Annotated in this window: 19 protein-coding genes; 13 read left to right on the forward strand and 6 right to left on the reverse strand. The window is 68.5% G+C overall.

Annotated features, from left to right (window positions below):
* Positions 1 to 26 precede the first annotated feature (26 nt).
* Complete coding sequence (locus IBX18_RS16785) at positions 27 to 833, reverse strand: VOC family protein (protein ID WP_194834576.1); 807 nt, start codon at positions 831 to 833, stop codon at positions 27 to 29.
* 249 nt (positions 834 to 1,082) lie between these two features.
* Between IBX18_RS16785 and ctaD the strand changes: the two genes are divergently transcribed.
* The 10 genes from ctaD to IBX18_RS16835 all read left to right on the forward strand — a co-directional run bounded on the left by ctaD (position 1,083) and on the right by IBX18_RS16835 (position 10,840).
* On the forward strand, positions 1,083 to 2,825 hold the full coding sequence (ctaD, locus tag IBX18_RS16790) for a cytochrome c oxidase subunit I (protein ID WP_135232624.1): 1,743 nt from the start codon (positions 1,083 to 1,085) through the stop codon (positions 2,823 to 2,825).
* A 130-nt stretch (positions 2,826 to 2,955) separates the two neighbouring features.
* Positions 2,956 to 4,173 (forward strand): phosphoserine phosphatase SerB, encoded by a 1,218-nt coding sequence (gene serB / locus IBX18_RS16795; RefSeq protein WP_194834577.1) that lies wholly within the window; start codon positions 2,956 to 2,958, stop codon positions 4,171 to 4,173.
* Positions 4,174 to 4,264: 91 nt separating this feature from the next.
* Positions 4,265 to 4,711 carry a protease inhibitor I42 family protein gene (locus tag IBX18_RS16800; protein WP_194834578.1) on the forward strand — a complete coding sequence of 149 codons (447 nt, stop codon included), beginning with the start codon at positions 4,265 to 4,267 and terminating at the stop codon, positions 4,709 to 4,711.
* A complete protein-coding gene (locus tag IBX18_RS16805) occupies positions 4,711 to 5,517 on the forward strand; it encodes a peptidyl-tRNA hydrolase (RefSeq protein WP_194834579.1) in 807 nt (268 codons plus the stop codon). Before IBX18_RS16800 ends, IBX18_RS16805 begins: the two co-directional genes overlap by 1 nt.
* Positions 5,518 to 5,749: 232 nt before the next feature.
* Entirely contained in the window at positions 5,750 to 5,917 is a 168-nt protein-coding gene (locus IBX18_RS16810) for a hypothetical protein (RefSeq protein WP_194834580.1), read from the forward strand.
* Between the two features lie 62 nt (positions 5,918 to 5,979).
* Entirely contained in the window at positions 5,980 to 6,813 is an 834-nt protein-coding gene (locus IBX18_RS16815; protein ID WP_107658558.1) for an ABC transporter ATP-binding protein, read from the forward strand.
* A gap of 109 nt (positions 6,814 to 6,922) precedes the next feature.
* Positions 6,923 to 7,693 (forward strand): NUDIX hydrolase, encoded by a 771-nt coding sequence (locus IBX18_RS16820; RefSeq protein ID WP_228541338.1) that lies wholly within the window; start codon positions 6,923 to 6,925, stop codon positions 7,691 to 7,693.
* A gap of 30 nt (positions 7,694 to 7,723) precedes the next feature.
* Positions 7,724 to 8,500: an enoyl-CoA hydratase-related protein gene (locus IBX18_RS16825; protein WP_194834582.1), complete on the forward strand. Its 777-nt coding sequence runs from the start codon at positions 7,724 to 7,726 to the stop codon at positions 8,498 to 8,500.
* A 168-nt stretch (positions 8,501 to 8,668) separates the two neighbouring features.
* The gene (locus IBX18_RS16830; RefSeq protein ID WP_194834583.1) at positions 8,669 to 9,646 is read left to right on the forward strand and encodes a class I SAM-dependent methyltransferase; all 978 of its coding nucleotides are present in this window, start codon (positions 8,669 to 8,671) and stop codon (positions 9,644 to 9,646) included.
* The gene (locus IBX18_RS16835; protein ID WP_194834584.1) at positions 9,647 to 10,840 is read left to right on the forward strand and encodes a class I SAM-dependent methyltransferase; all 1,194 of its coding nucleotides are present in this window, start codon (positions 9,647 to 9,649) and stop codon (positions 10,838 to 10,840) included. It begins immediately after the preceding gene.
* On the opposite strand, the gene IBX18_RS16840 is transcribed toward IBX18_RS16835, so the two are convergent.
* Both IBX18_RS16840 and IBX18_RS16845 read right to left on the reverse strand, forming a co-directional pair.
* Positions 10,824 to 11,366, reverse strand: a complete 543-nt coding sequence (locus IBX18_RS16840) for a DUF1697 domain-containing protein (protein ID WP_194834585.1) — start codon at positions 11,364 to 11,366, stop codon at positions 10,824 to 10,826. The two genes, IBX18_RS16835 and IBX18_RS16840, sit on opposite strands and share 17 nt — an antisense overlap.
* Before the next feature lie 15 nt (positions 11,367 to 11,381).
* Complete coding sequence (locus IBX18_RS16845) at positions 11,382 to 12,128, reverse strand: acyltransferase (protein ID WP_194834586.1); 747 nt, start codon at positions 12,126 to 12,128, stop codon at positions 11,382 to 11,384.
* Between the two features lie 316 nt (positions 12,129 to 12,444).
* On the opposite strand from IBX18_RS16845, the gene IBX18_RS16850 reads away from it, so the two are divergent.
* On the forward strand, positions 12,445 to 13,758 hold the full coding sequence (locus IBX18_RS16850) for a PQQ-binding-like beta-propeller repeat protein (protein WP_194834922.1): 1,314 nt from the start codon (positions 12,445 to 12,447) through the stop codon (positions 13,756 to 13,758).
* Between the two features lie 159 nt (positions 13,759 to 13,917).
* Here IBX18_RS16850 and IBX18_RS16855 read toward each other — a convergent pair whose 3' ends face one another.
* The 3 genes from IBX18_RS16855 to IBX18_RS16865 are packed head-to-tail and all read right to left on the reverse strand — an operon-like array spanning position 13,918 to position 17,560.
* Positions 13,918 to 15,171: a glycosyltransferase family 4 protein gene (locus IBX18_RS16855; RefSeq protein ID WP_194834587.1), complete on the reverse strand. Its 1,254-nt coding sequence runs from the start codon at positions 15,169 to 15,171 to the stop codon at positions 13,918 to 13,920.
* The gene (locus IBX18_RS16860) at positions 15,168 to 16,745 is read right to left on the reverse strand and encodes a glycoside hydrolase family 57 protein (protein WP_194834588.1); all 1,578 of its coding nucleotides are present in this window, start codon (positions 16,743 to 16,745) and stop codon (positions 15,168 to 15,170) included. The genes IBX18_RS16855 and IBX18_RS16860 overlap by 4 nt, the downstream gene beginning before the upstream one ends.
* A complete protein-coding gene (locus IBX18_RS16865; RefSeq protein ID WP_373889197.1) occupies positions 16,742 to 17,560 on the reverse strand; it encodes a class I SAM-dependent methyltransferase in 819 nt (272 codons plus the stop codon). The genes IBX18_RS16860 and IBX18_RS16865 overlap by 4 nt, the downstream gene beginning before the upstream one ends.
* Positions 17,561 to 17,920: 360 nt before the next feature.
* Between IBX18_RS16865 and IBX18_RS16870 the strand changes: the two genes are divergently transcribed.
* Together IBX18_RS16870 and IBX18_RS16875 are read left to right on the forward strand one after the other, a co-directional pair.
* The gene (locus IBX18_RS16870; RefSeq protein WP_107658547.1) at positions 17,921 to 18,706 is read left to right on the forward strand and encodes an electron transfer flavoprotein subunit beta/FixA family protein; all 786 of its coding nucleotides are present in this window, start codon (positions 17,921 to 17,923) and stop codon (positions 18,704 to 18,706) included.
* Positions 18,707 to 18,742: 36 nt separating this feature from the next.
* On the forward strand, positions 18,743 to 19,699 hold the full coding sequence (locus IBX18_RS16875; RefSeq protein ID WP_107658546.1) for an electron transfer flavoprotein subunit alpha/FixB family protein: 957 nt from the start codon (positions 18,743 to 18,745) through the stop codon (positions 19,697 to 19,699).
* The last annotated feature ends 73 nt before the right edge of the window (positions 19,700 to 19,772 follow it).

Consider the following 19,772-nt stretch of genomic DNA (forward strand, 5'->3'; position numbering starts at 1 on the left):
CGGGAGTGCCTGCGCGCGAGCCTGCCTCAGGCGCTGTCTCCGCCGATGCTGAAGCGGGCGCCGGTGACATCGGCGACCGATGCCATCCGGCCGTACGGGGTGTCCTGGGGCGCGGAAAGCACCGTGCCGCCGAGCTCGACGACCTTCGCGGCCGCCTTGTCCGCATCGTCCGCGCCGAAATACACAGTCCAGCTCGCGGGCACACCCTCGGGAAGGAAAGCGGAAGCGTCCATGACCCCGCCGAGCATCGGGCTTTGCGAGTGGATCGTGGTGTAGCGGAACTCCGGTGCGTCGGAGATGGTGAACGGGTCCTGCCAGTCGAATACGGTGCGGTAGAAGTCGAGCGAGGCGTCATACGCACGGGTATGCAGTTCGAACCAGGAGGGCGCGCCCGCGTGGTCGCGCCACTTCCCGTCGTTGACCAGCGCCCTGGTCTCGAAACCGGCGAATTGGCCTGCCTGCCAGATGCCGATGCTCGCGCCACCCACATCGCCGAGGACCGCCATCTTGCCGACATCGCCGACCGGCATCGGCGCCAAGGCCACCGAAGCGCCTTGCGCGACCGCCTTTTCCACGGTGGCCTCGACGTCGGGGCTGGCGAGATAGATCGTCCACAGCTCCGGGCTGTCGACGTCGCCGTCCATCCGTCCCATCGCGCCCGCGACGGCGAGGCCGTCCTTGCGGAAGGTGACGTAGCCGCCGAATTCCGCGCCGGCCCGCTCGGCGGTCCAGCCGAACAGCTCGCTGTAGAAGGTGATGCTGCGGTCGAGGTCGGAGGAGTAGAGATCGACCCAGCAGGGATCGCCGGGCTTGGGCTGGTTCTGGTCGGTCATAGCTGGTCTCCTGGACGAGGGTGGAAGACTGATCACCGATATAGACGGCTGCCGCGCAAGAAACTCATCGCGGCGGCCCGGTCCACCCGGACCAACGAAATACGACACAGAGTAGGACCCGTGCGGATTGCTGCGGCAGCACGGTTTACGATTCCAGAAGCGCAAGCGAACTGTCGTCTGTTCCGACATGGGGATGGATGCAAGCAGCGGAGCCTGCGGAGCGACCTAAAGGCACCTTCAGGAGGATCAGTGACTGCGGTAGAGCCCCAGCCAGTCCAGCAGTTGGAAGCGACTCGGCCGTATCCGGCGCGGACCGGGCCGAAGGGTTCGTATCTCTACAAGATGGTCACCACCACCGACCCGAAGGTCCTGGGCACCATGTACCTGGTGACCGCGATGAGCTTCTTCCTTATCGGTGGTCTGATGGCGCTGTTGATGCGAGCCGAGCTGGCGCGCCCCGGCCTGCAGTTCCTCTCGCCCGAGCAGTTCAACCAGCTGTTCACCATGCACGGCACGATCATGCTGCTGTTCTACGCGACGGCCATCGTGTTCGGCTTCGCCAACATCGTGCTGCCGCTGCAGATCGGCGCCCCCGACGTCGCCTTCCCCCGACTGAACGCGTTCAGCTATTGGCTGTACCTGTTCGGCGGCACGATGGCGACCGCGGGCTTCATCACCCCGGGTGGTGCCGCGGACTTCGGCTGGACGGCTTACACCCCGCTCACCGACATCCTGCACTCGCCCGGCGTCGGCGCCGACCTGTGGATCCTGGGCCTGGCCGTCTCCGGTCTCGGCACCATCCTCGGTGGCGTCAACATGCTGACCACCGTCGTCTGCCTGCGTGCGCCCGGCATGACCATGTTCCGGTTGCCGATCTTCACCTGGAACATCGCCGTCACCAGCGTGCTTGTCCTGCTGGCCTTCCCGCTGCTCACCGCCGCGCTGTTCGGACTCGCCTTCGACCGTCACCTCGGTGGCCACATCTACGACCCGGCGACCGGCGGCATCCTGCTCTACCAGCACCTGTTCTGGTTCTTCGGCCATCCTGAGGTGTACATCATCGCGCTGCCGTTCTTCGGCATCGTGTCCGAGATCTTCCCGGTGTTCTCGCGTAAGCCGATCTTCGGTTACACCACGCTGGTCTACGCGACGCTCGGTATCGCCGCGCTGTCGATCGCGGTGTGGGCGCACCACATGTACGCCACCGGTGCGGTGCTGCTGCCGTACTTCTCGTTCATGACGTTCCTGATCGCCGTCCCGACCGGTGTGAAGTTCTTCAACTGGATCGGCACCATGTGGCGAGGTCAGTTGACGTTCGAGACACCGATGCTGTGGTCGATCGGCTTCCTGGTCACCTTCCTCTTCGGTGGTCTGTCCGGTGTCATCCTGGCCAGCCCGCCGCTGGACTTCCACGTCACCGACTCGTACTTCGTGGTCGCGCACTTCCACTACGTGCTCTTCGGCACCATCGTGTTCGCCACCTTCGCGGGCATCTACTTCTGGTTCCCGAAGATCACCGGCCGGATGATGGACGAGCGCCTGGGCAAGTGGCACTTCTGGGCCACCTTCGTCGGCTTCCACACCACCTTCCTGGTGCAGCACTGGCTCGGCGCCGAGGGCATGCCGCGCCGCTACGCCGACTACCTGCCCAGCGACGGGTTCACCGTGCTGAACACCATCTCCACCATCGGCGCGTTCATCCTCGGCGCCTCGATGCTGCCGTTCGTCTGGAACGTCTTCAAGAGCTTCCGGTACGGCGAGGTCGTCACCGTGGACGACCCGTGGGGCTACGGCAACTCGCTCGAATGGGCCACCACCTGCCCGCCGCCGCGGCACAACTTCTACGAGCTGCCGCGGATCCGGTCCGAGCGTCCGGCCTTCGAGCTGCACTACCCGCACATGATCGACCGGATGCGCGCCGAGGCGCACGTCGGCTGGGGTTCGGGTAAGCACGCCACCGAAGTGCACGAAGGCGCAGTGGCAACGAAGTAGGAATCAGTAACGACGACGAGTGTGCGCCCGCTGGTGACCAGCGGGTGCACACTCGTTTGTGCAGTACCGGAGCGCGTGACAACGAGGTCCAGCAACAGCTACGGCAACTTCGAATCTGGAGTACACACAGTTGGCCGACACAACCGTTCTCGTCACCGTCACCGGGCCCGACCGTCCCGGCGTGACGTCCGTACTGCTCGCGGCGATGTCCCGGCACCAGGTGAGCCTGCTGGACGTCGAGCAGGTCGTCATCCGCGGCCGGCTGACCCTCGGCGTGCTGGTCACCTGCCCGGGTGACCCGGAGTCGTTGCAGGACGAACTCGAGGAGGCGATGACCACCGTCGGCATGCACGTCGACGTCGAGGTCGACGCGGCGATCGGCAGGCAGCCGATGTCCACCCACGCGGTGGTCGTCCTCGGCGCGCCGGTCACCGCGCACGCGTTCAGCACGGTCTCCCGCCGGCTTGCTGCGCTCGGCGCGAATATCGACTCCATCCGCGGCATCGCGGACTACCCGGTCACCGGGATGGAACTGCTGGTCACCGCGACCGACACCAGTGCGGACACCGACGCACGGCTGCGCACGGCACTGGCCGAGATCGCGGTTGCCGAGCAGGTCGACGTGGCGGTGGAGTGGGCCGGACTGGCCCGCCGGGCCAAGCGCCTCATCGTGTTCGACGTCGACTCGACGCTCATCCAGGGTGAGGTCATCGAGATGCTCGCCGCGCACGCCGGGGTGGAGGACGAGGTCCGCAAGGTCACCGAAGCCGCCATGCGCGGCGAGATCGACTTCGCCGAGTCGCTGCGGCAGCGGGTCGCGACGCTCGAGGGCCTGGGCGAGTCGGTGATCGAGGAGGTGGCCGACCAGATCGAGCTCACACCCGGCGCGCGCACGACTATCCGCACGCTGCGTCGGCTCGGTTTCCGCTGCGGCGTGGTGTCAGGCGGGTTCCGTCAGGTGATCGAGCCGCTGGCACACGAACTCGAGCTGGACTTCGTGCAGGCCAACACCCTGGAGATCAAGGGCGGCAAGCTGACCGGCCGGGTCGTCGGCGAGATCGTCGATCGCGCGGCCAAGGCCACCGCGCTGCGCAAGTTCGCGGCCGAGGCGGGTGTGCCGATGGAACAGACGGTCGCGGTCGGTGATGGCGCCAACGACATCGACATGCTCAACGCGGCGGGGCTCGGGGTGGCGTTCAACGCCAAACCCGCGCTGCGCGAGATCGCCGACGCGGCGCTGTCGCATCCGTTCCTGGACGCGGTGCTGTACGTCCTGGGTGTCACCCGGCACGAGGTGGAGGCCGCCGACGCCCGCGATGGACTGCTGCGCCGGGTGCCGCTGAGCTGACCACGGCGGACCCGGTGTCGTAGCGCCGGTCCGGTGGTCGCCGTCGGTAGGCTGGCGCCGACCAGGATCGTCGGGTGAATCGGAGGGTGCGTTGCGGAAATCTCTGCTTGTGCTGCTGCTCGGCTTGTCTGTAGTGGGTTGCGGCACCAACGATTCGACCGACGGGGACGCGACCTCCTCGGCCGCGCCGACGTCGGCCCCCGGGCCTGCCGCGGTGACGGCCACCGAGTCCGACAACGGCCAGGAGCGACGGCTCACCGTCGGACAGCACCTGGTGGTGACGCTGCCCGCGAATCCGTCCACCGGATACCTGTGGCAGATCTCCGAGCTCGATGCGAATGTGCTGCAGGCGCAAGGCGATCCGGGGTTCGAGACGGACCCGAACGTGCCGGTCGCCCCCGGTGCCGGCGGTAGTTCGGTATGGACCTTCGCCGGTAAGGCCCCGGGCAGCACCAAGCTCTCGATGCAGTATCTGCGACCGTGGGAGCAGGGTGTCGAACCCGCGCAAACGTATTCGTTGACGATCAAGGTGGAGTGATGTCGAGCATCCCGGAATGTGGTGCCGGAGTCCGGGACGCCGTGGCAGACCCGATCGAGCCGGCCGAATTCGACGAGGCAGGCTTCCGCGTCCGGCACGCGGAACTCGCGCAGGGCTACGGCGGCGCGGGCGATCCCGACGACCCGGCCATGGTGCAGGCCATGCAGATCGTGCTGCACCTGCCCAAGGTGGACCCGCCGCCGCGCAGCGCGGTGCTGGCCGCGGCGGCGACCGCGTCGGTGGCGCTGTGCCTGGACGAGCGGGTCGGTCCCGGCGGCGAGTGGGCGGAGCGTTATCTGGCTTGGAAGCGCTCACGTATTCGTAAAGTCAGTCGACGCGCCCGCGGTGCGCAGTGGCTCGCGGCCAACGAGGTGGACGGCGTCACGGTCGAGGTCGAGGGCGTGCAGGCCAGGGCGCTGGTCCCGGGGCCGGTGGGCGAGGTGGACCCGCGGATCAAGCGGTTACAGATCGGCGGCACCGACCTCGAGCACGACGAACCCGGCCCCGCCGACCCGGAACTGCCGGTGCTGTGGGTGAATTCGGCGCTCGGCATGACCGTGGGCAAGGCGGCCGCGCAGGTCGGGCACGCCAGCATGTTGCTCGCGGGGGCGTTGAGCGCGGCGCAGGCGCTGCGGTGGGCCGAGCGGGAATTCCGTTGCTCGGTACGGGATGCCGACGAAGGACTATGGCGGACGTTGGCCGATCAGGTCGCGCGTGGCACGGCGGTGGCCGTGCGCGATGCCGGGTTCACCGAGGTGGCGCCCGGCTCGATGACGGTGATCGCGGTACCTGCGCGATCTTGGTGAGGGGGAGCCTTGGTGCGTCGCGGATGCGTCAGGCCGCTGAGCGCGCTTGCCGGCCGCGACTGCCGCACACCGGAAAAACACCTGCGTGGATTGCGCGTTGCGCAAGGCCGATTGGGGTATGTCTTCGGTCTACTCCTCTGAGGACGTTGTGCCCTACCCGCGCTGAGCTCTCCAGGCGGAGGCTCGTCGTATCGAGGCATCGCGGCCTCGCCGACCGAAGGAAGGACCAGCTATGACGACGCTGCTGGTGATTCTCGTCCTGTGGGTGCTCCTCTCGGTTCCACTGGCCCTTCTGGTGGCCCGGCTGCTACACAAGTCCGACGGTGAGGAGCATCCGCAGCCCGATCAGGGCGACGACCAGCGGCTACGCGACCACTTCCTGCTCGGCCACCGCCGCTGACCCGAGCGACACGCTGCCCGCACCCCGCCCGCGTTGGCGAGCAGCCCGTGGAGTGGGCCAAGATGGACCGCGTGCCGCAACCCGATCCCGATCTGCTCATCGATTTCACCGACGTCACCGTTCGCCGCTCCGGCCACACTCTCGTTGGCCCCGTCACCTGGCAGGTAGAGCTCGACGAACGCTGGGTCGTGCTCGGCCCCAACGGCGCGGGCAAAACCTCCCTGCTGCGCATGGCCGCCGCCGAGCTGCACCCGACCTCGGGCACCGCGCATCTGCTCGGTGAGGTGCTCGGCAAGGTCGACATCAGCGAACTGCGGCCGCGGATCGGCTTGTCCTCCGCCGCGGTGGCCGGCCGGGTGCCGCGCGACGAGAAGGTCAGCGATCTGGTGGTGTCGGCGGGCTACGCGGTGCTCGGCCGCTGGCGTGAACGCTACGAAGACATCGACACCGACCGCGCCGTAGACATGCTGGAAAGCCTAGGCGCGGAACATCTTTCGGACCGCACCTACGGCACGCTCTCGGAGGGTGAGCGCAAACGGGTGATGATCGCCCGCGCGCTGATGACCGACCCGGAGCTGTTGCTGCTCGACGAACCGGCGGCCGGCCTGGACCTGGGCGGGCGCGAGGAACTCGTGGAGCGGCTCGGCGATCTCGCCGCCGACCCGGACTCGCCCGCCATCGTCCTGGTCACCCACCACGTCGAGGAGATCCCGCCCGGCTTCACCCACGGCCTGCTGCTCAACGAGGGGGAGGTGGTCGCGCAAGGTCTGCTCACCGACGTGCTGACCTCGGAGAACCTCAGCGACGCCTTCCGTCAGTCGATCGCCCTCGACCGGGTGGACGGCCGCTACTTCGCCCGCCGCGCACGTCGCGCGGGCAAGCACCGCACCCGCTGACCCGCCGCCGTGACGGCGCTCACCGTGCGCGGGTTAGTGTGCAGGAGTGAGTGAGATAAACCCGCAGGCCGACTCTCAGCCGTCGGCGCCGAAGGACGCGTCGACGGTGATGCTGGTGCGCGACGGCGCTGCCGGGCCGGAGATATTCCTGCAGCGCAGGGTCGGTGCGATGGCGTTCGCGGCGGGGATGACCGTGTTCCCCGGCGGCGGCGTCGACCCCTCCGACGGGACCGCCGACATCGAGTGGGCCGGGCCCGAACCCGGTTGGTGGGCAGCGCGTTTCGCCACCACCGAGCCGCGGGCCAAGGCGCTGGTCTGCGCCGCTGTGCGCGAGACCTTCGAGGAATGCGGTGTGCTGCTTGCCGGTCCGACCGCCGACAGCGTGGTCTCCGATACCGCGGGCTACCGCGAGTCGCGCGGCAAGCTGGAGCGGCGCGAGCTCTCGCTGGCCGATTTTCTCGCGCAGGAGAAGCTGGTACTGCGCGCGGATCTGCTTCGGCCGTGGGCGAATTGGATCACTCCGGTGGTCGAGCCGCGGCGCTACGACACCAGGTTCTTCGTCGCGGTACTGCCCGAGGGGCAGCTGGCCGACGGCGCCACCTCCGAGGCCGCTGAAGTGCACTGGCGCACGCCCGCGGAGGCGCTGGACCGGTGGCGGGCGGGCACCGACATTCTGCTGCCGCCCACCTGGTCGCAGTTGTTCGCGCTCGCCGAGTTCGGCTCCACCGCAGAGATTCTCGCCGCCGACGTGGTGATCGAGCCGATCATGCCGGTGCTGCACGCAGGCGAGGGTCGGCGCGGGCTGGCCTTCCCGGGCAGTGAGCAGTACTTCGCCGGTCTTCCGGATGCGAGCAGGCTCAAGGGATCCGTCCGCAAGTAAGTCGCCCGGCGACCGGTAGCGTGGCGTCCCATGGCCGAATTCGTGACCCTGGATCTGCTCGAGGGTGCCGGCGCGCGCCGCGTCGCCGTCCTCCGGATCGCTCGCCCGCCGATGAACCTGCTGAACGCACAGCTGGTGCGCGAGCTGGCCGCAGCGGCCGAGACGGTCGCCACGGACCCGACGGTCGCGGCGGTCATGCTCTACGGCGACGAGCGGGTGTTCTCGGCGGGTGACGACCTGACCGAGCTGGCCGGCCTGAGCGAAGATCAGGCGCGGGCGATGGCCGCCGATTGGCAGCGCGATTTCGGCTGCCTGGCCCGGCTGCCGCAGCCGACGGTCGCGGCGATCAGCGGCTACTGCCTCGGCGGCGGGCTCGAGCTCGCCCTCGGCGCGGATCGGCGCATCATCGGTGACAACGTCAAGCTGGGTCTGCCGCAGATCAAGGCCGGGCTGATCCCGCTCGCCGGAATCCGCCGCCTCGCCCTGCTGATCGGCCCGGGACCGGCCAAGGACCTCGTCTACAGCGGCCGCTTCGTCGAAGCCGAGGAGGCCCGCACCCTCGGACTGGTCGACGAGGTCGTCCCGCCCGACGACGTCTACACCGCTGCGCTCACCTGGGCGCAACGTTTCACCGACGGCCCGGCCCGCGCCCTCGCCGCCGCAAAAGCCGTTTTCGAGGCAGGCCCACACGGCCTGGACCGCGCCCAGACCGAATGGTCTGCTTTGTTCGCCACCGAAGACCGTCGCATCGGGACCGAGTCCTACCTGGCCGACGGACCCGGCTCGGCGGCCTTTGTCGGCCGCTGAGCCTTGCCGAAGTCGATCATTCGAGTCCCGATCGCGACGTTCTGAGCAGCGGTTTTTCGAAGATCGCCTGATGGGAACAGGTTGCTATCTGGCCATAGGTCCAGCTATGCCCGGAAACCATGGGCCGACAGCAGGGCAGGTCTGCGTATTTGGGTAGGCTTAGCCTCCATGACGGTACGTCCCGACGACCCAGCGCCTAACCCGCATGCGACCGAGGCCGAGGTCGAGGCAGCGCGCAAGGATACGAAGCTCGCCCAGGTGCTTTATCACGACTGGGAAGCCGAGACCTATGACGACAAATGGTCGATTTCCTATGACGAACGCTGCATCGAATACGCCCGCGGCCGGTTCGACGCGGCCGTCGGCCCCGCCCCGCTGCCGTACGAGCGGGCCCTCGAACTCGGTTGTGGCACCGGCTTCTTCCTGCTGAACCTGATGCAGGGTGGCGTGGCCGAGACCGGCTCCGTCACCGACCTGTCGCCTGGCATGGTGAAGGTCGCGCTGCGCAACGCCGAGCACCTCGGCCTGGACGTCGACGGACGGGTCGCCGACGCCGAAACCATCCCGTACGAGGACGACACCTTCGATCTCGTGTGCGGCCACGCGGTGCTGCACCACATCCCGGATGTCGAACTCGCGCTGAAGGAATGCCTGCGCGTGCTCAAGCCGGGTGGGCGCTTCGTCTTCGCGGGCGAGCCGACCACCGCGGGCAACTTCTACGCGCGCTGGCTCGGCCGGATCACCTGGAAGGCCACCACCACCGTCACCAAGCTGCCGCAGTTGGCCGGTTGGCGGCGGCCGCAGACCGAGCTCGACGAGTCCTCGCGGGCCGCGGCGCTGGAGGCGGTCGTCGACCTGCACACCTTCGACCCCAGCGACCTGGAGCGGATGGCGAGCTCGGCCGGTGCGGTCGACGTCAAGGCGACCACCGAAGAGTTCGCAGCCGCGCTGTGGGGCTGGCCGGTGCGCACCTTCGAGGCGGCCGTGCCCGACGAGAAGCTGACCATGGGCTACCGGCTGGCCATGTACAACGCGTGGCTGCGGCTGAGCTGGCTGGACGAGAACGTCATGCGCCGGGTGGTGCCGCGGCAGTTCTTCTACAACGCGATGATCACCGGCGTGAAGCCGGGCACGTCTGCCAAGTAAGTGGGCTACGGCTTCAGTCGCGAGGATGTCGCCTACCTCGGTAGTCCGGCGGGCACAGCCGCGCTCGCCGAGGTAGACCGGCTGGAGCTGACCCAGGCGACGCACCTGCGCGATCTGGCGCGGGTGCGGCGCGACCACGGGGATCAGGCGGCGGCGCTGGTCGAAACGGTGCGTTTGCGGCGTAAGGCGGGTGCCAAGCTCGTCGGCGCGGGGGACTGGCTGTTCACCGACGATGCTTTGCAGCAGGCGACTCCGACACTGGTCGCCCGGCACCGGGCCGCCCGGTTGGCCGGGCGCGCGGTGCACGACGTGACCTGTTCGATCGGGGCGGAACTCGCCGAGCTGGCGCGAGTCTGTCCCGCTGTGATCGGTAGCGACCTGGATGACGCGCGGCTGTCAATGGCCGCGCACAACCTCGCCGGATCTCGAAATATATTGCTGGCCAAGGCAGATGCGCTGGTGCCGGTGAGCAGGGACACCATCGTCGTCGCCGATCCGGCCCGCCGGGCCGACGGCAGGCGCACGCACGATCCGGCCAAGTTGCAACCGCCGCTGCCGGATCTGCTCGCCGCCTACCCTGGGCGGGACCTCGCGGTGAAGTGCGCTCCCGGACTGGATTTCGATCGACTCGACTGGTCCGGGGAGATCGAAGTCGTCTCCCTGGACGGAGCTGTTCGCGAAGCGTGCCTGTGGTCGGCCGGCCTGAGCGGTCCGTCGGTCGCCCGCCGCGCGACCGTAACGTCCTCGGCTGGAACGTCTTTCACCCTCACCGACGCGGACTCCGACGACATCCCCGAACAGGAACCCGGCGACTGGATCATCGATCCCGACGGTGCCGTCGTGCGGGCCGGTCTGGTCCGCCACTACGCCGCGAAACACGGCCTCTGGCAACTGGATCCGCGCATCGCGTACCTCACCGGCAACGCCGTTCCGCCCGGCACCCGAGGCTTCCGCATCGTCGACCGACTCGACTACCGCGAGAAAACCCTCCGCACCGAACTCCGCCGCCACGACTGCGGCCCCCTGGAAATCCTGGTGCGCGGCGTGGACGTCGACCCCGACAAACTCCGCCGCACCCTCAAACCGCAAGGCACCCAACCGTTCACCCTGGTGATCACGCGGATCGGCCGCACGCCGACGGCCTTCCTGTGCACCGCTGTCGCACCGGTGCCGCCTACTACTCCATCTTCTTGACGACGCGCTGCACCGTGAGCCAGGTGCGGGTGGTGATGTCCTTGCCGTAGGTCTTGTCGAGCCAGGTCATGAAGTCGGGGGTCTTACCGGGTTCGCTGTTGTCGACCACCGCGAGGAACGCGTCGCACGCTTTGTCGTAGCCGACGACCCGGGTGAGCGGGTCGGGCTGTTCGGGCAGCTTGCCGGGTGCTTTCTTGCGCTGCTTGCGGAACGTGGCGATGAGGTAGGTGCCGCGTCCGTGCGTGAGGCCGGGGAACGGATCGGTGTCGAGCAGCGCGCGCAGCTCTTCGTAGCTGCGGATGATCGTTCCGCCTGCGATGCCGAGTTCCGCGTTGAGCGCCTGCTGAATCCGGGTCTCCAGCTCGCTGACGTCGGTGTCCGCGCTCTGGAACACGATGTTGCCACTGGCGAGCACCGAGGCGACCTTCTCGAACCCGAGCCCCGCGAAGACACCGCGCACCTTCTCGTTGCTCATATTCGGATTGCTCGGCGCGATCCCCCGCAGCAGTGCGGCATAGCGATTCATATCGGGCAACCTACGTTATCCGGTCTTGGCGCCGTTCTTCTTGCGCTCGATATCTTCCAGTGCCGCAAGGTATTTCGCGCGCTCCTCGGCGCTCGCCTCCCAGGCGGTCTTGCGATTCTTGACCACCTTGGCCGGCGCGCCGACCGCGATGCTGTAGTCCGGGATCTCGCCCTTGACCACGGCGTGCGCGCCGAGCACACAGCCGCGGCCGACCCTGGTCTCGCGCAGCACGGTGACCTTGGCGGCGATCCAGGTGTCGGGGCCGATCCGGACGGGGCTCTTCACGATGCCCTGGTCCTTGATCGGCAGCGTGATGTCGTCCATCTTGTGGTCGAAGTCGCAGATGTAGCACCAGTCGGCAACCAGGGTGGATTCACCGATCTCGATGTCGAGGTAGGTGTTGACCACGTTGTCCTTGCCGAACACCACCTTGTCGCCGATGCGCAGCGAACCCTCGTGGCAGCGGATGGCGTTGCCGTCGCCGATGTGCACCCAGCGACCGATCTCCATCCGGCCCAGCTCGGGGGTCGCGTGGATCTCCACCCGCTTGCCGAGGAAGACCATGCCGCGCAGCACGATGTGCGGGTTGGCCAGCCGGAACTTGAGCAGCCGGTAGTAGCGCACCAGATACCAGGGCGTGTACGCCCGGTTCGCGAGCACCCAGCGCAGCGACGCCACGGTCAGAAAGCGCGCCTGCTGCGGATCCCGGCGGCGCGATCCCCGCCAGCGCGAGCGCAACGGTGCGCCCCACATGCTCGTCACGAACGGCTCTCCTGTCGTGGTCCAACGGCTCGTCGCCTGCCTCGGCGGGCGACGGGTAGAGCATAACGGGCGCGCTCGAGGGCGATCCGCGCACGCGGGGGACGGCAACCCGCGCTGCGCAACGGCGGGACTCGCACACCCGCGCGGGCCCCTACCGTACAGTGACTGCGGCGCCGCGGGCGGCGCCCGGCGAATCCACCACGCGTACACCCGAACCGGGTCGCGCCAGCGCGGTGGTTCGGCACGCTTTAGTCTCGTGCGAGCGGAAACGACGACAGGAGTGCAGCAGGTGCGAAGCGGCGTACTGGCTAGTTCCATGTGGCGACCGTCCCGGCTGCGGGTAGTTGCGTCGCTGGCCGCGGCCGGTGCGCTGGCGTTGACCGGGTGCGGCACCGACGTCGACGACATCACGGTCGGCTCGGGCAAGGGCTGGCCCGCCGCGTACCACGACGGCCGCAACGGGGGCAGCAGTCCGGTGGTCGGCGCCAAGAAAGTCGCGCTGAGCTGGTCACGCCCGATCGGCGGGCCGGTCGCCGAGCCGGTGACCATCGGCCCCGACGGGCAGATGTTCCTCACCACCCGAGCGCCCGGCTGCTCGATCTTCTCCTTCCAGATGGCCACCGGGCGCAAACGTTTCTGCACGCCGCTCGGCGCGACCGCGGTCGCGGCACCGTCGGTGGTGGACGGCATGACGAACGTCTACGTCGGCGACGACACGGACAACGTCGGCGCGGTCATGTCCTTCAACTACCTCGGGCAACCGAGATGGCGCACCCCGGTCGCCGGTACCCCGGTCTCCTCGCAGTTCACCGGCGACGGAAACCTGCTGACGGTCACCCAATCCGGTCAGATCGACGTGCTCTCGCGCCAGACCGGCCAGCGCATCGTGCCCACCGTGCAGCTGCTCGGCCAGCCCGACTTCCTGGACAACCCCAACCTCGACTGGCCTGCCGCCGGACAGGGTCTGGACGACTGCCACGCCGGCGAACCGCAGTGCCCGGTCGCGAACATCTCGGCCGTCGACACCGCGAGCGGACGCTTCTTCGTCACGGTGTGGAAGCCGGGTAAACCGACCGCCGCGCTCGTCGCACTTCGCTACGCGGACAACAAGATCGAGCAGGAGTGGAGCGCCGACCTGCTGTTCGGCGGTAGTGCGACCAGCCCGACCCTTGCGCCCGACGGTAAGACCGTTTACGTGGGGGACAACAGCAACCGGCTGATCGCCGTCGACGCCGCCGATGGTCGTACCAAGTGGGTACAGCCGCTGGAATGGACTCCGCGCGGCGGTATTTCGGTGTCCGGTGACGGCCTGATCATCCCGTCCGGCGACGACGGCTACCTCCTCGCGCTGCGTGACAAGGGCGATGTCGCCGAACTCGCCTGGGAGCGTAAGGATTTGGGCCTGCGCGGTGTCCCGGTGCAGACCGCGGGCGGTACCGGCTATACGCCGGCCGCGATCGGCGAGGGCCTGAACCTGATCACCTTCGACACCAAGACCGGTGCCACCATCGATTCCGATGTGCTGCCCGGCGCGCAAGGCAGTACCACCGGCACGTCCGTCGGCGCGCAGGGTGAGGTCGTCGTCGCCACCCGCATCGGTGAGCTCTTCGTCTTCAAGCCCGAACGCTGACTTCGGCGCGGGACCGGCTCGGCGCGACCTACTTCAGGACGCCGGCTTCAGCACGCGTCAGCTGGACGGGACCTACTTCGAAACGCTGACTGTCGCACGGGGTCGGCTCGGCGCTACCTAGTTCAGACGCTGACCCACGCGGTGTCAGCTCGACGCGACCTACTTCGGGTCGCGCTCCGGCAGTGGCCGCTCGATGATGGTCGGGCGGCCCAGCGGATTGCGTACTCGACGCTTGGCCGAGTGGTAGACCTGCGCAGTCTCGGCGGCGACCACGTCCCACGCGAAGTCGGCGGTGAGCCGCTCGCGGGCGGCGTACGCGCGATCCTGAGCAGCGTCGGGATCATCGAGGGTGGCACGCGCGGCCTCCACCAGGCCGTCGACGTCCGCAGGCGCGAAGGACGCGCCGGTGACGCCGTCGATGACCGCCTCACCGAGCCCGCCCGCGGAGGACGTGATCAGCGGGGTGCCCGCGGCGGCCGCCTCCAGTGCGACGATGCCGAAGGGTTCGTACCGGCTCGGCAGCACGATCGCGTCGGCGCCGTGCAGCCAGCCGAGCAGTTCGGCGTGGTCGAGCTGGCCGGCGAAGTTCACCGCACGGGCCACCCGGTGCACGCGCGCCCGTTCCCGCAACCATTCGAACTGGGTGCCGACGCCGGCGATGGTGAGCGTCGTGCCGGGGTGCGCGCGGCGGATGCGCGGCAGCGCGGCGATCGCGTCCTGCACGCCCTTCTCGTATTCGAGCCTGCCGACATACAGCAGCCGCGGCGGCCCGGTGCGCGGCGAGCGCGGCCGAAATGTCCAGGCGCCCACGTCGATTCCGTTGCGGATCACCGTCATCGGCACCCGCTCCGGGCCGTAGAGCCGCTCCACCTCGTCCTGCATCGAGGCCGAGCAGGTGATCAGCGCGTCGGATTCGTTGGCGAGCCACCACTCGACCGAGTGCACCTGCCGGTTGACCTTGCCCGCGACCCAGCCGCTGTGCCTGCCTGCCTCGGTGGCGTGGATGGTCGACACCAGCGGCACGTCGTAGTACTCGGCCAGCGCGATACCCGGGTGGGCGACCAGCCAGTCGTGCGCGTGCACCACGTCGGGTGCCCAGCCGTCACCGATGCCCGGCTTGCCGAGCGCGATGCCCGCCCGCACCATCGCGTGGCCCATGGCCAGCGTCCAGGCCAGCATGTCCTCGCCGAAGTCGAAGACCGGCGGATCCTCCGCGACCGCGACCACCAGCACGCCCTCGGCGATGAAGGAGTGGGTGGGATGGGTCGAGGAGTCGGTGCCGGAGGGGCGCCGGGCCAGCACGACGACCTCGTGGCCGGCCACGGCCAGCTCGGTCGCCAGGTGGTGCACATGCCTGCCCAACCCGCCGACCACGACCGGCGGGTACTCCCACGACACCATCAAAATCTTCATGCATGTCCTTCTGCGCTGGACGCGGCGTGCTGAGCAGCCACGGCGAAGCTTCCTCCGGACCCGGCGCCGCCGAGCCGTCGCGCATCCACACCGGGGAAGAGTCCGTCAGCCGCCCCCCATCCTGCCGCCAACTGCTGTGCTTTCGCGAGTTGGCCCGCTCCGACGGCGGCCGCGATCTCTCGCACGGCGTGCGCGTGCCGGTGTGCGCGGTCGCGCGCGTAGCCCGCGGCGGAGTCCTTGCTGACCATGAAGGCCCAGTCGCTGGACACGGTGAGGATGGCTTCGCGCAGCAACTGGTCGGCGACGTTGTCGCGCAGGCCGGGTGCGCCGTCGGCGGCGCGCATCTTGTCGATTGTGTCGAGGGTGAGGCGCACGATGTCGGCATTGAGTTCCACCAGGTCGTTCACCTGGTCGCCGGCCCAGACCCGCCAGTCCTTGCCCGAACCCCAGGACGAATCGGCCAATGGCACCGGCGCACCGACGAATCCGCGTTCGCGCGCGTCGGCCAGCGTGCCGATCGTGACGCCCGCTTCGGGCAGCGCCCGCAACACCTGGGCCAACCACTGCGGCCCCTCGTGCCACCAGTGGCCGAACAATTCGGTATCGAAGGCGGCGACCACGAGCGCCGGTCGACCGATGCGCTCGGATTCGCTGAGCAGTCGCTGGCGCACCGTCTGCACGAAGTCGTCGACGTCGCGGCCGATCGCCGCGGCCGCGAGTTCCGGGTCGTAGGGGGCCTTGTCCGGACCGTCGACGGTCTTGCCGGTGACCCGGGACGGCTTGAGTCCGGTCGCGTGGTCGTAGTGATGAAAGTCACGGTAGGCGCTCTGGCCCGGGTAGCCCGATTTCGGCGACCACACCCGATAGCTCACCTGGAGATCCCGCCCGAACGCGACCACGTCGGACTCGCGCACCGGCCGACCGAGGGTCGTGTCGCCGCGCAGTGCGGGTCCGTCGACCATGAAATGGGTCACACCGGCGGCGGCGTAACCGACCTCCATGCCCGGGGTGTATCCGCACTCCGGAGCCCAGATGCCGGTGGGTGTGTGGCCCCAGCGGTGTTGCGCGTCGTCCAGGCCTTCGACCAGCTGGAACTGCCGCAGCCGCGGATCGAGCAGCGGCTGGAACGGATGGGCCAGCGGGCCGCCGAGCAGTTCGATGGTGTCGGCGTCGATGAGCTCGCGCCAGACCGGGGCGGCGCCGTGCCGCCAGCGCTGCTCGAAGTCCGCCAAAGCCGCTGTGGCCAAACGATGTTCGTGCCTGCCGAGGGCGAGGTTGCCCGCCATCGCGGCCTCGTCGGCGCGCAGCTGCCAGTTGCCGAGCCAGTGGTGCATGCCGGCCAGGCAGTGCGGGTCGTCCAGCTGGGCCGCGAGCACCGGCGTGATACCGAGGCTGAGCAGATGCGAACGTCCTTCGGCGGCAAGGGTTCTCAGCACCTGAACCAGCGGAAGGTATGAGGCGGCCCAGGATTGGTAGAGCCATTCCTCGCCGACCGGCCAGCGGCCGTGGTGTGCCAGCCAGGGCAGATGGGAGTGCAGGACCAGGGTGAACTGGCCGGGAACCGCCTTGCTCAAGGCTTCACCGCGATGGCGACCAGATCGAGGCTCGCGTCGATGTCCTCGGCGATCAGCACGAAGTCGTCGATGGTGACGGCCGCGACGTCGGCGGTGAGGTCGGCGGGCCACGGCTCGCCGGCCAGCGCCCGCTCGATCTGCGCATCGATGAACGAGCCACCGTGCTTGGCGTCCAACGCTTTCAGGCTCGGGCCGTGGTGCACGCCGGTCATCTGCGCGACCTCGAATCCGGCTTCGACCAGCAGTTCGGTGAGCTCGGCGGCGTTCAGTTCGCGGGTGTGGAACGGGTTGAGCGGGGTATCGCGGCCGGGGGAGAAGGTGATCCGGTTCGGCGTGCTGATCAGCAGTTCGCCACCGGGACGCAGCACCCGCAGGCACTCCCGGAGGAACTGACCCTGGTCCCAAAGATGTTCGATCACTTGGAAATTCACCACGACGTCGACCGAGGCGTCGGGCAGCGGCAGGGCCGCGAGGTTGCCCTGGATCATCTCCACCCGCGGGTACCTGGCCCGCACGTGCTCGACCGCGCCGGTGTCGTAGTCCACGCCGGTGACCTTGGTGGCCACCGTGGCGATCATGTCGGCGCCGTAGCCTTCGCCGGATCCGGCCTCCAGCACGGTTTTTCCGGCGCAGCGGTCGAGCAGCCGGGCATAGGCGATCTCGTGCCTGCGGAACCAGTAGTTCTCCTCGGCGATGCCGGGGACGGTGCGCTCGCCGGTCAACGGCAGCGGTTCGACGGCACCGCCGGTTGTTGCCGGGGCATCGGTCATGCCCGTCAAGTCGTGCACTGCGGCAGGGATCACAGCCTCGCTCATGACTCCACCTCGCTGGCGCTCGGTTCCGTCACGAGCGAGAGCTCGGCTGTGTCCATTGCTCGCTCGCTTCGCTCGCTCATTATTCCGACGTTACTGGTACCCGAGGTTCGCGGGATACCCGCACCCGGTCACCGGGACACCCCTACCCAGTACCGATGCCCCGTCATGCGGGGGTCACGAGGCTGGGCTCCAGCCCGGCACGATATCGCCGGGACTGGCGTTGTGAGAGAGAAGCGACTAAGTTACCCATGAGTAACTTAACGTAGGGTAGTGTCACGCCCTGAGCTACTCACACGGACGTACGGCCCGCTCGTGCGACCGCCCATACGTGTAACCAGAACAGGAGGTCGACGAAGACCGATGCCGAACATCGTCGTACTCATCAAGCAGGTTCCCGACACCTGGTCCGAGCGCAAGCTGACCGATGGTGACTACACCCTCGATCGCGAAGCCGCCGACGCCGTCCTCGACGAGATCAACGAGCGCGCCGTCGAAGAAGCGCTGCTGATCAAGGAGGCGCAGGGCGGCGAGGTCACCGTGCTGGCCGCCGGTCCGGACCGGGCCACCGAGGCCATCCGCAAGGCGCTGTCCATGGGCGCCGACAAGGCCATCCACATCAACGACCCGGCGATCCACGGCTCCGACGCCGTGCAGACCGCCTGGGTGCTGGCGAGCGCGCTCGGCCAGGTCGAGGGCGTGGAGCTGGTCATCGCGGGCAACGAGGCGACCGACGGTCGCGCCGGTGCGGTGCCCGCCATCATCGCCGAGTACCTCGGCCTGCCGCAGCTGACTCACCTGCGCAAGCTCACCGTCGACGGTGACAAGGTCACCGGCGAGCGCGAGACCGACGATGGCGTCTTCAAGCTGGAGGCCACCCTCCCGGCCATCGTCAGCGTGACCGAGAAGATCAACGAACCCCGCTTCCCCTCCTTCAAGGGCATCATGGCCGCGAAGAAGAAGGAAGTGCAGACCTTCACGCTGGCCGATCTGGGCGTCGACCCGTCGACCGTCGGTGTCGCGAACGCGGGCACCACCGTCACCGGCGCCACCCCGAAGCCGCCGCGGACCGCGGGCGAGAAGATCGCGGACGAAGGCGACGGCGGCACCAAGATCGCTCAGTACCTCGTCGGTCAGAAGATCATCTGAGTTCGCCGGTCCGAGACTGCTTAGGAGAGAACACAAATGGCTGAAGTACTTGTGCTCGTTGAGCACGCAGACGGTGCGCTCAAGAAGGTCAGCACCGAGCTCCTGACCGCCGCCCGCAACCTGGGTGAGCCCGCCGCCGTCGTGCTCGGCACCGCGGGCACCGGCGAGAAGCTGGCCGACGCGCTCGCCGCGGCCGGTGCGGAGAAGATCTACATCGCCGAATCCGACGACGTGGAGAACTACCTGCTGACCCCGAAGATCGACGTGCTCGCCGCGCTGACCGAGCAGGTCTCCCCGGCCGCCGTCATCGTCGCCGCCTCGGCCGACGGCAAGGAGGTGTCGGGCCGCCTCGCCGCCCGCATCGGCTCCGGTCTGCTGGTCGACGTCATCGACGTCAAGTCCGACGGCACCGCCGTGCACTCCATCTTCGGTGGCGCGTTCACCGTCGACGCCAAGGCCACCGGCGACGTGCCGGTGATCTCGGTGCGCCCGGGTGCCATCGAGGCGTCCGCGCAGGCCGGTGCCGGCGAGAAGGTCACCGTCGAGGTGCCCGCGCAGGAAGACGGCGTGGTGAAGGTGACCGCGCGCGAGCCGATCGTCGCCGGTGACCGCCCGGAGCTCACCGAGGCGAACATCGTCGTCTCCGGTGGCCGTGGTGTCGGTTCCGCCGAGAAGTTCTCGGTCGTCGAGGAGCTGGCCGACTCGCTCGGTGCCGCCGTCGGCGCCTCGCGTGCCGCCGTCGACTCCGGCTACTACCCGGGCCAGTTCCAGGTCGGCCAGACCGGCAAGACCGTCTCGCCGCAGCTCTACATCGCCCTCGGCATCTCCGGCGCCATCCAGCACCGGGCAGGCATGCAGACCTCGAAGACCATCGTCGCGGTCAACAAGGACGAAGAGGCCCCGATCTTCGAGATCGCGGACTACGGCATCGTCGGCGACCTGTTCAACGTCGCCCCGCAACTGACCGAAGCGGTCAAGTCGCACAAGGGCTGAGATAGCATCGGCTCGCTCGAACATGGTGGCCCCGACTGAAATTCAGTCGGGGCCACCTTTTCGTTGCTGGGTG

The sequence above is a fragment of the Nocardia sp. XZ_19_369 genome (assembly GCF_015355715.1).
Lineage (GTDB): Bacteria > Actinomycetota > Actinomycetes > Mycobacteriales > Mycobacteriaceae > Nocardia.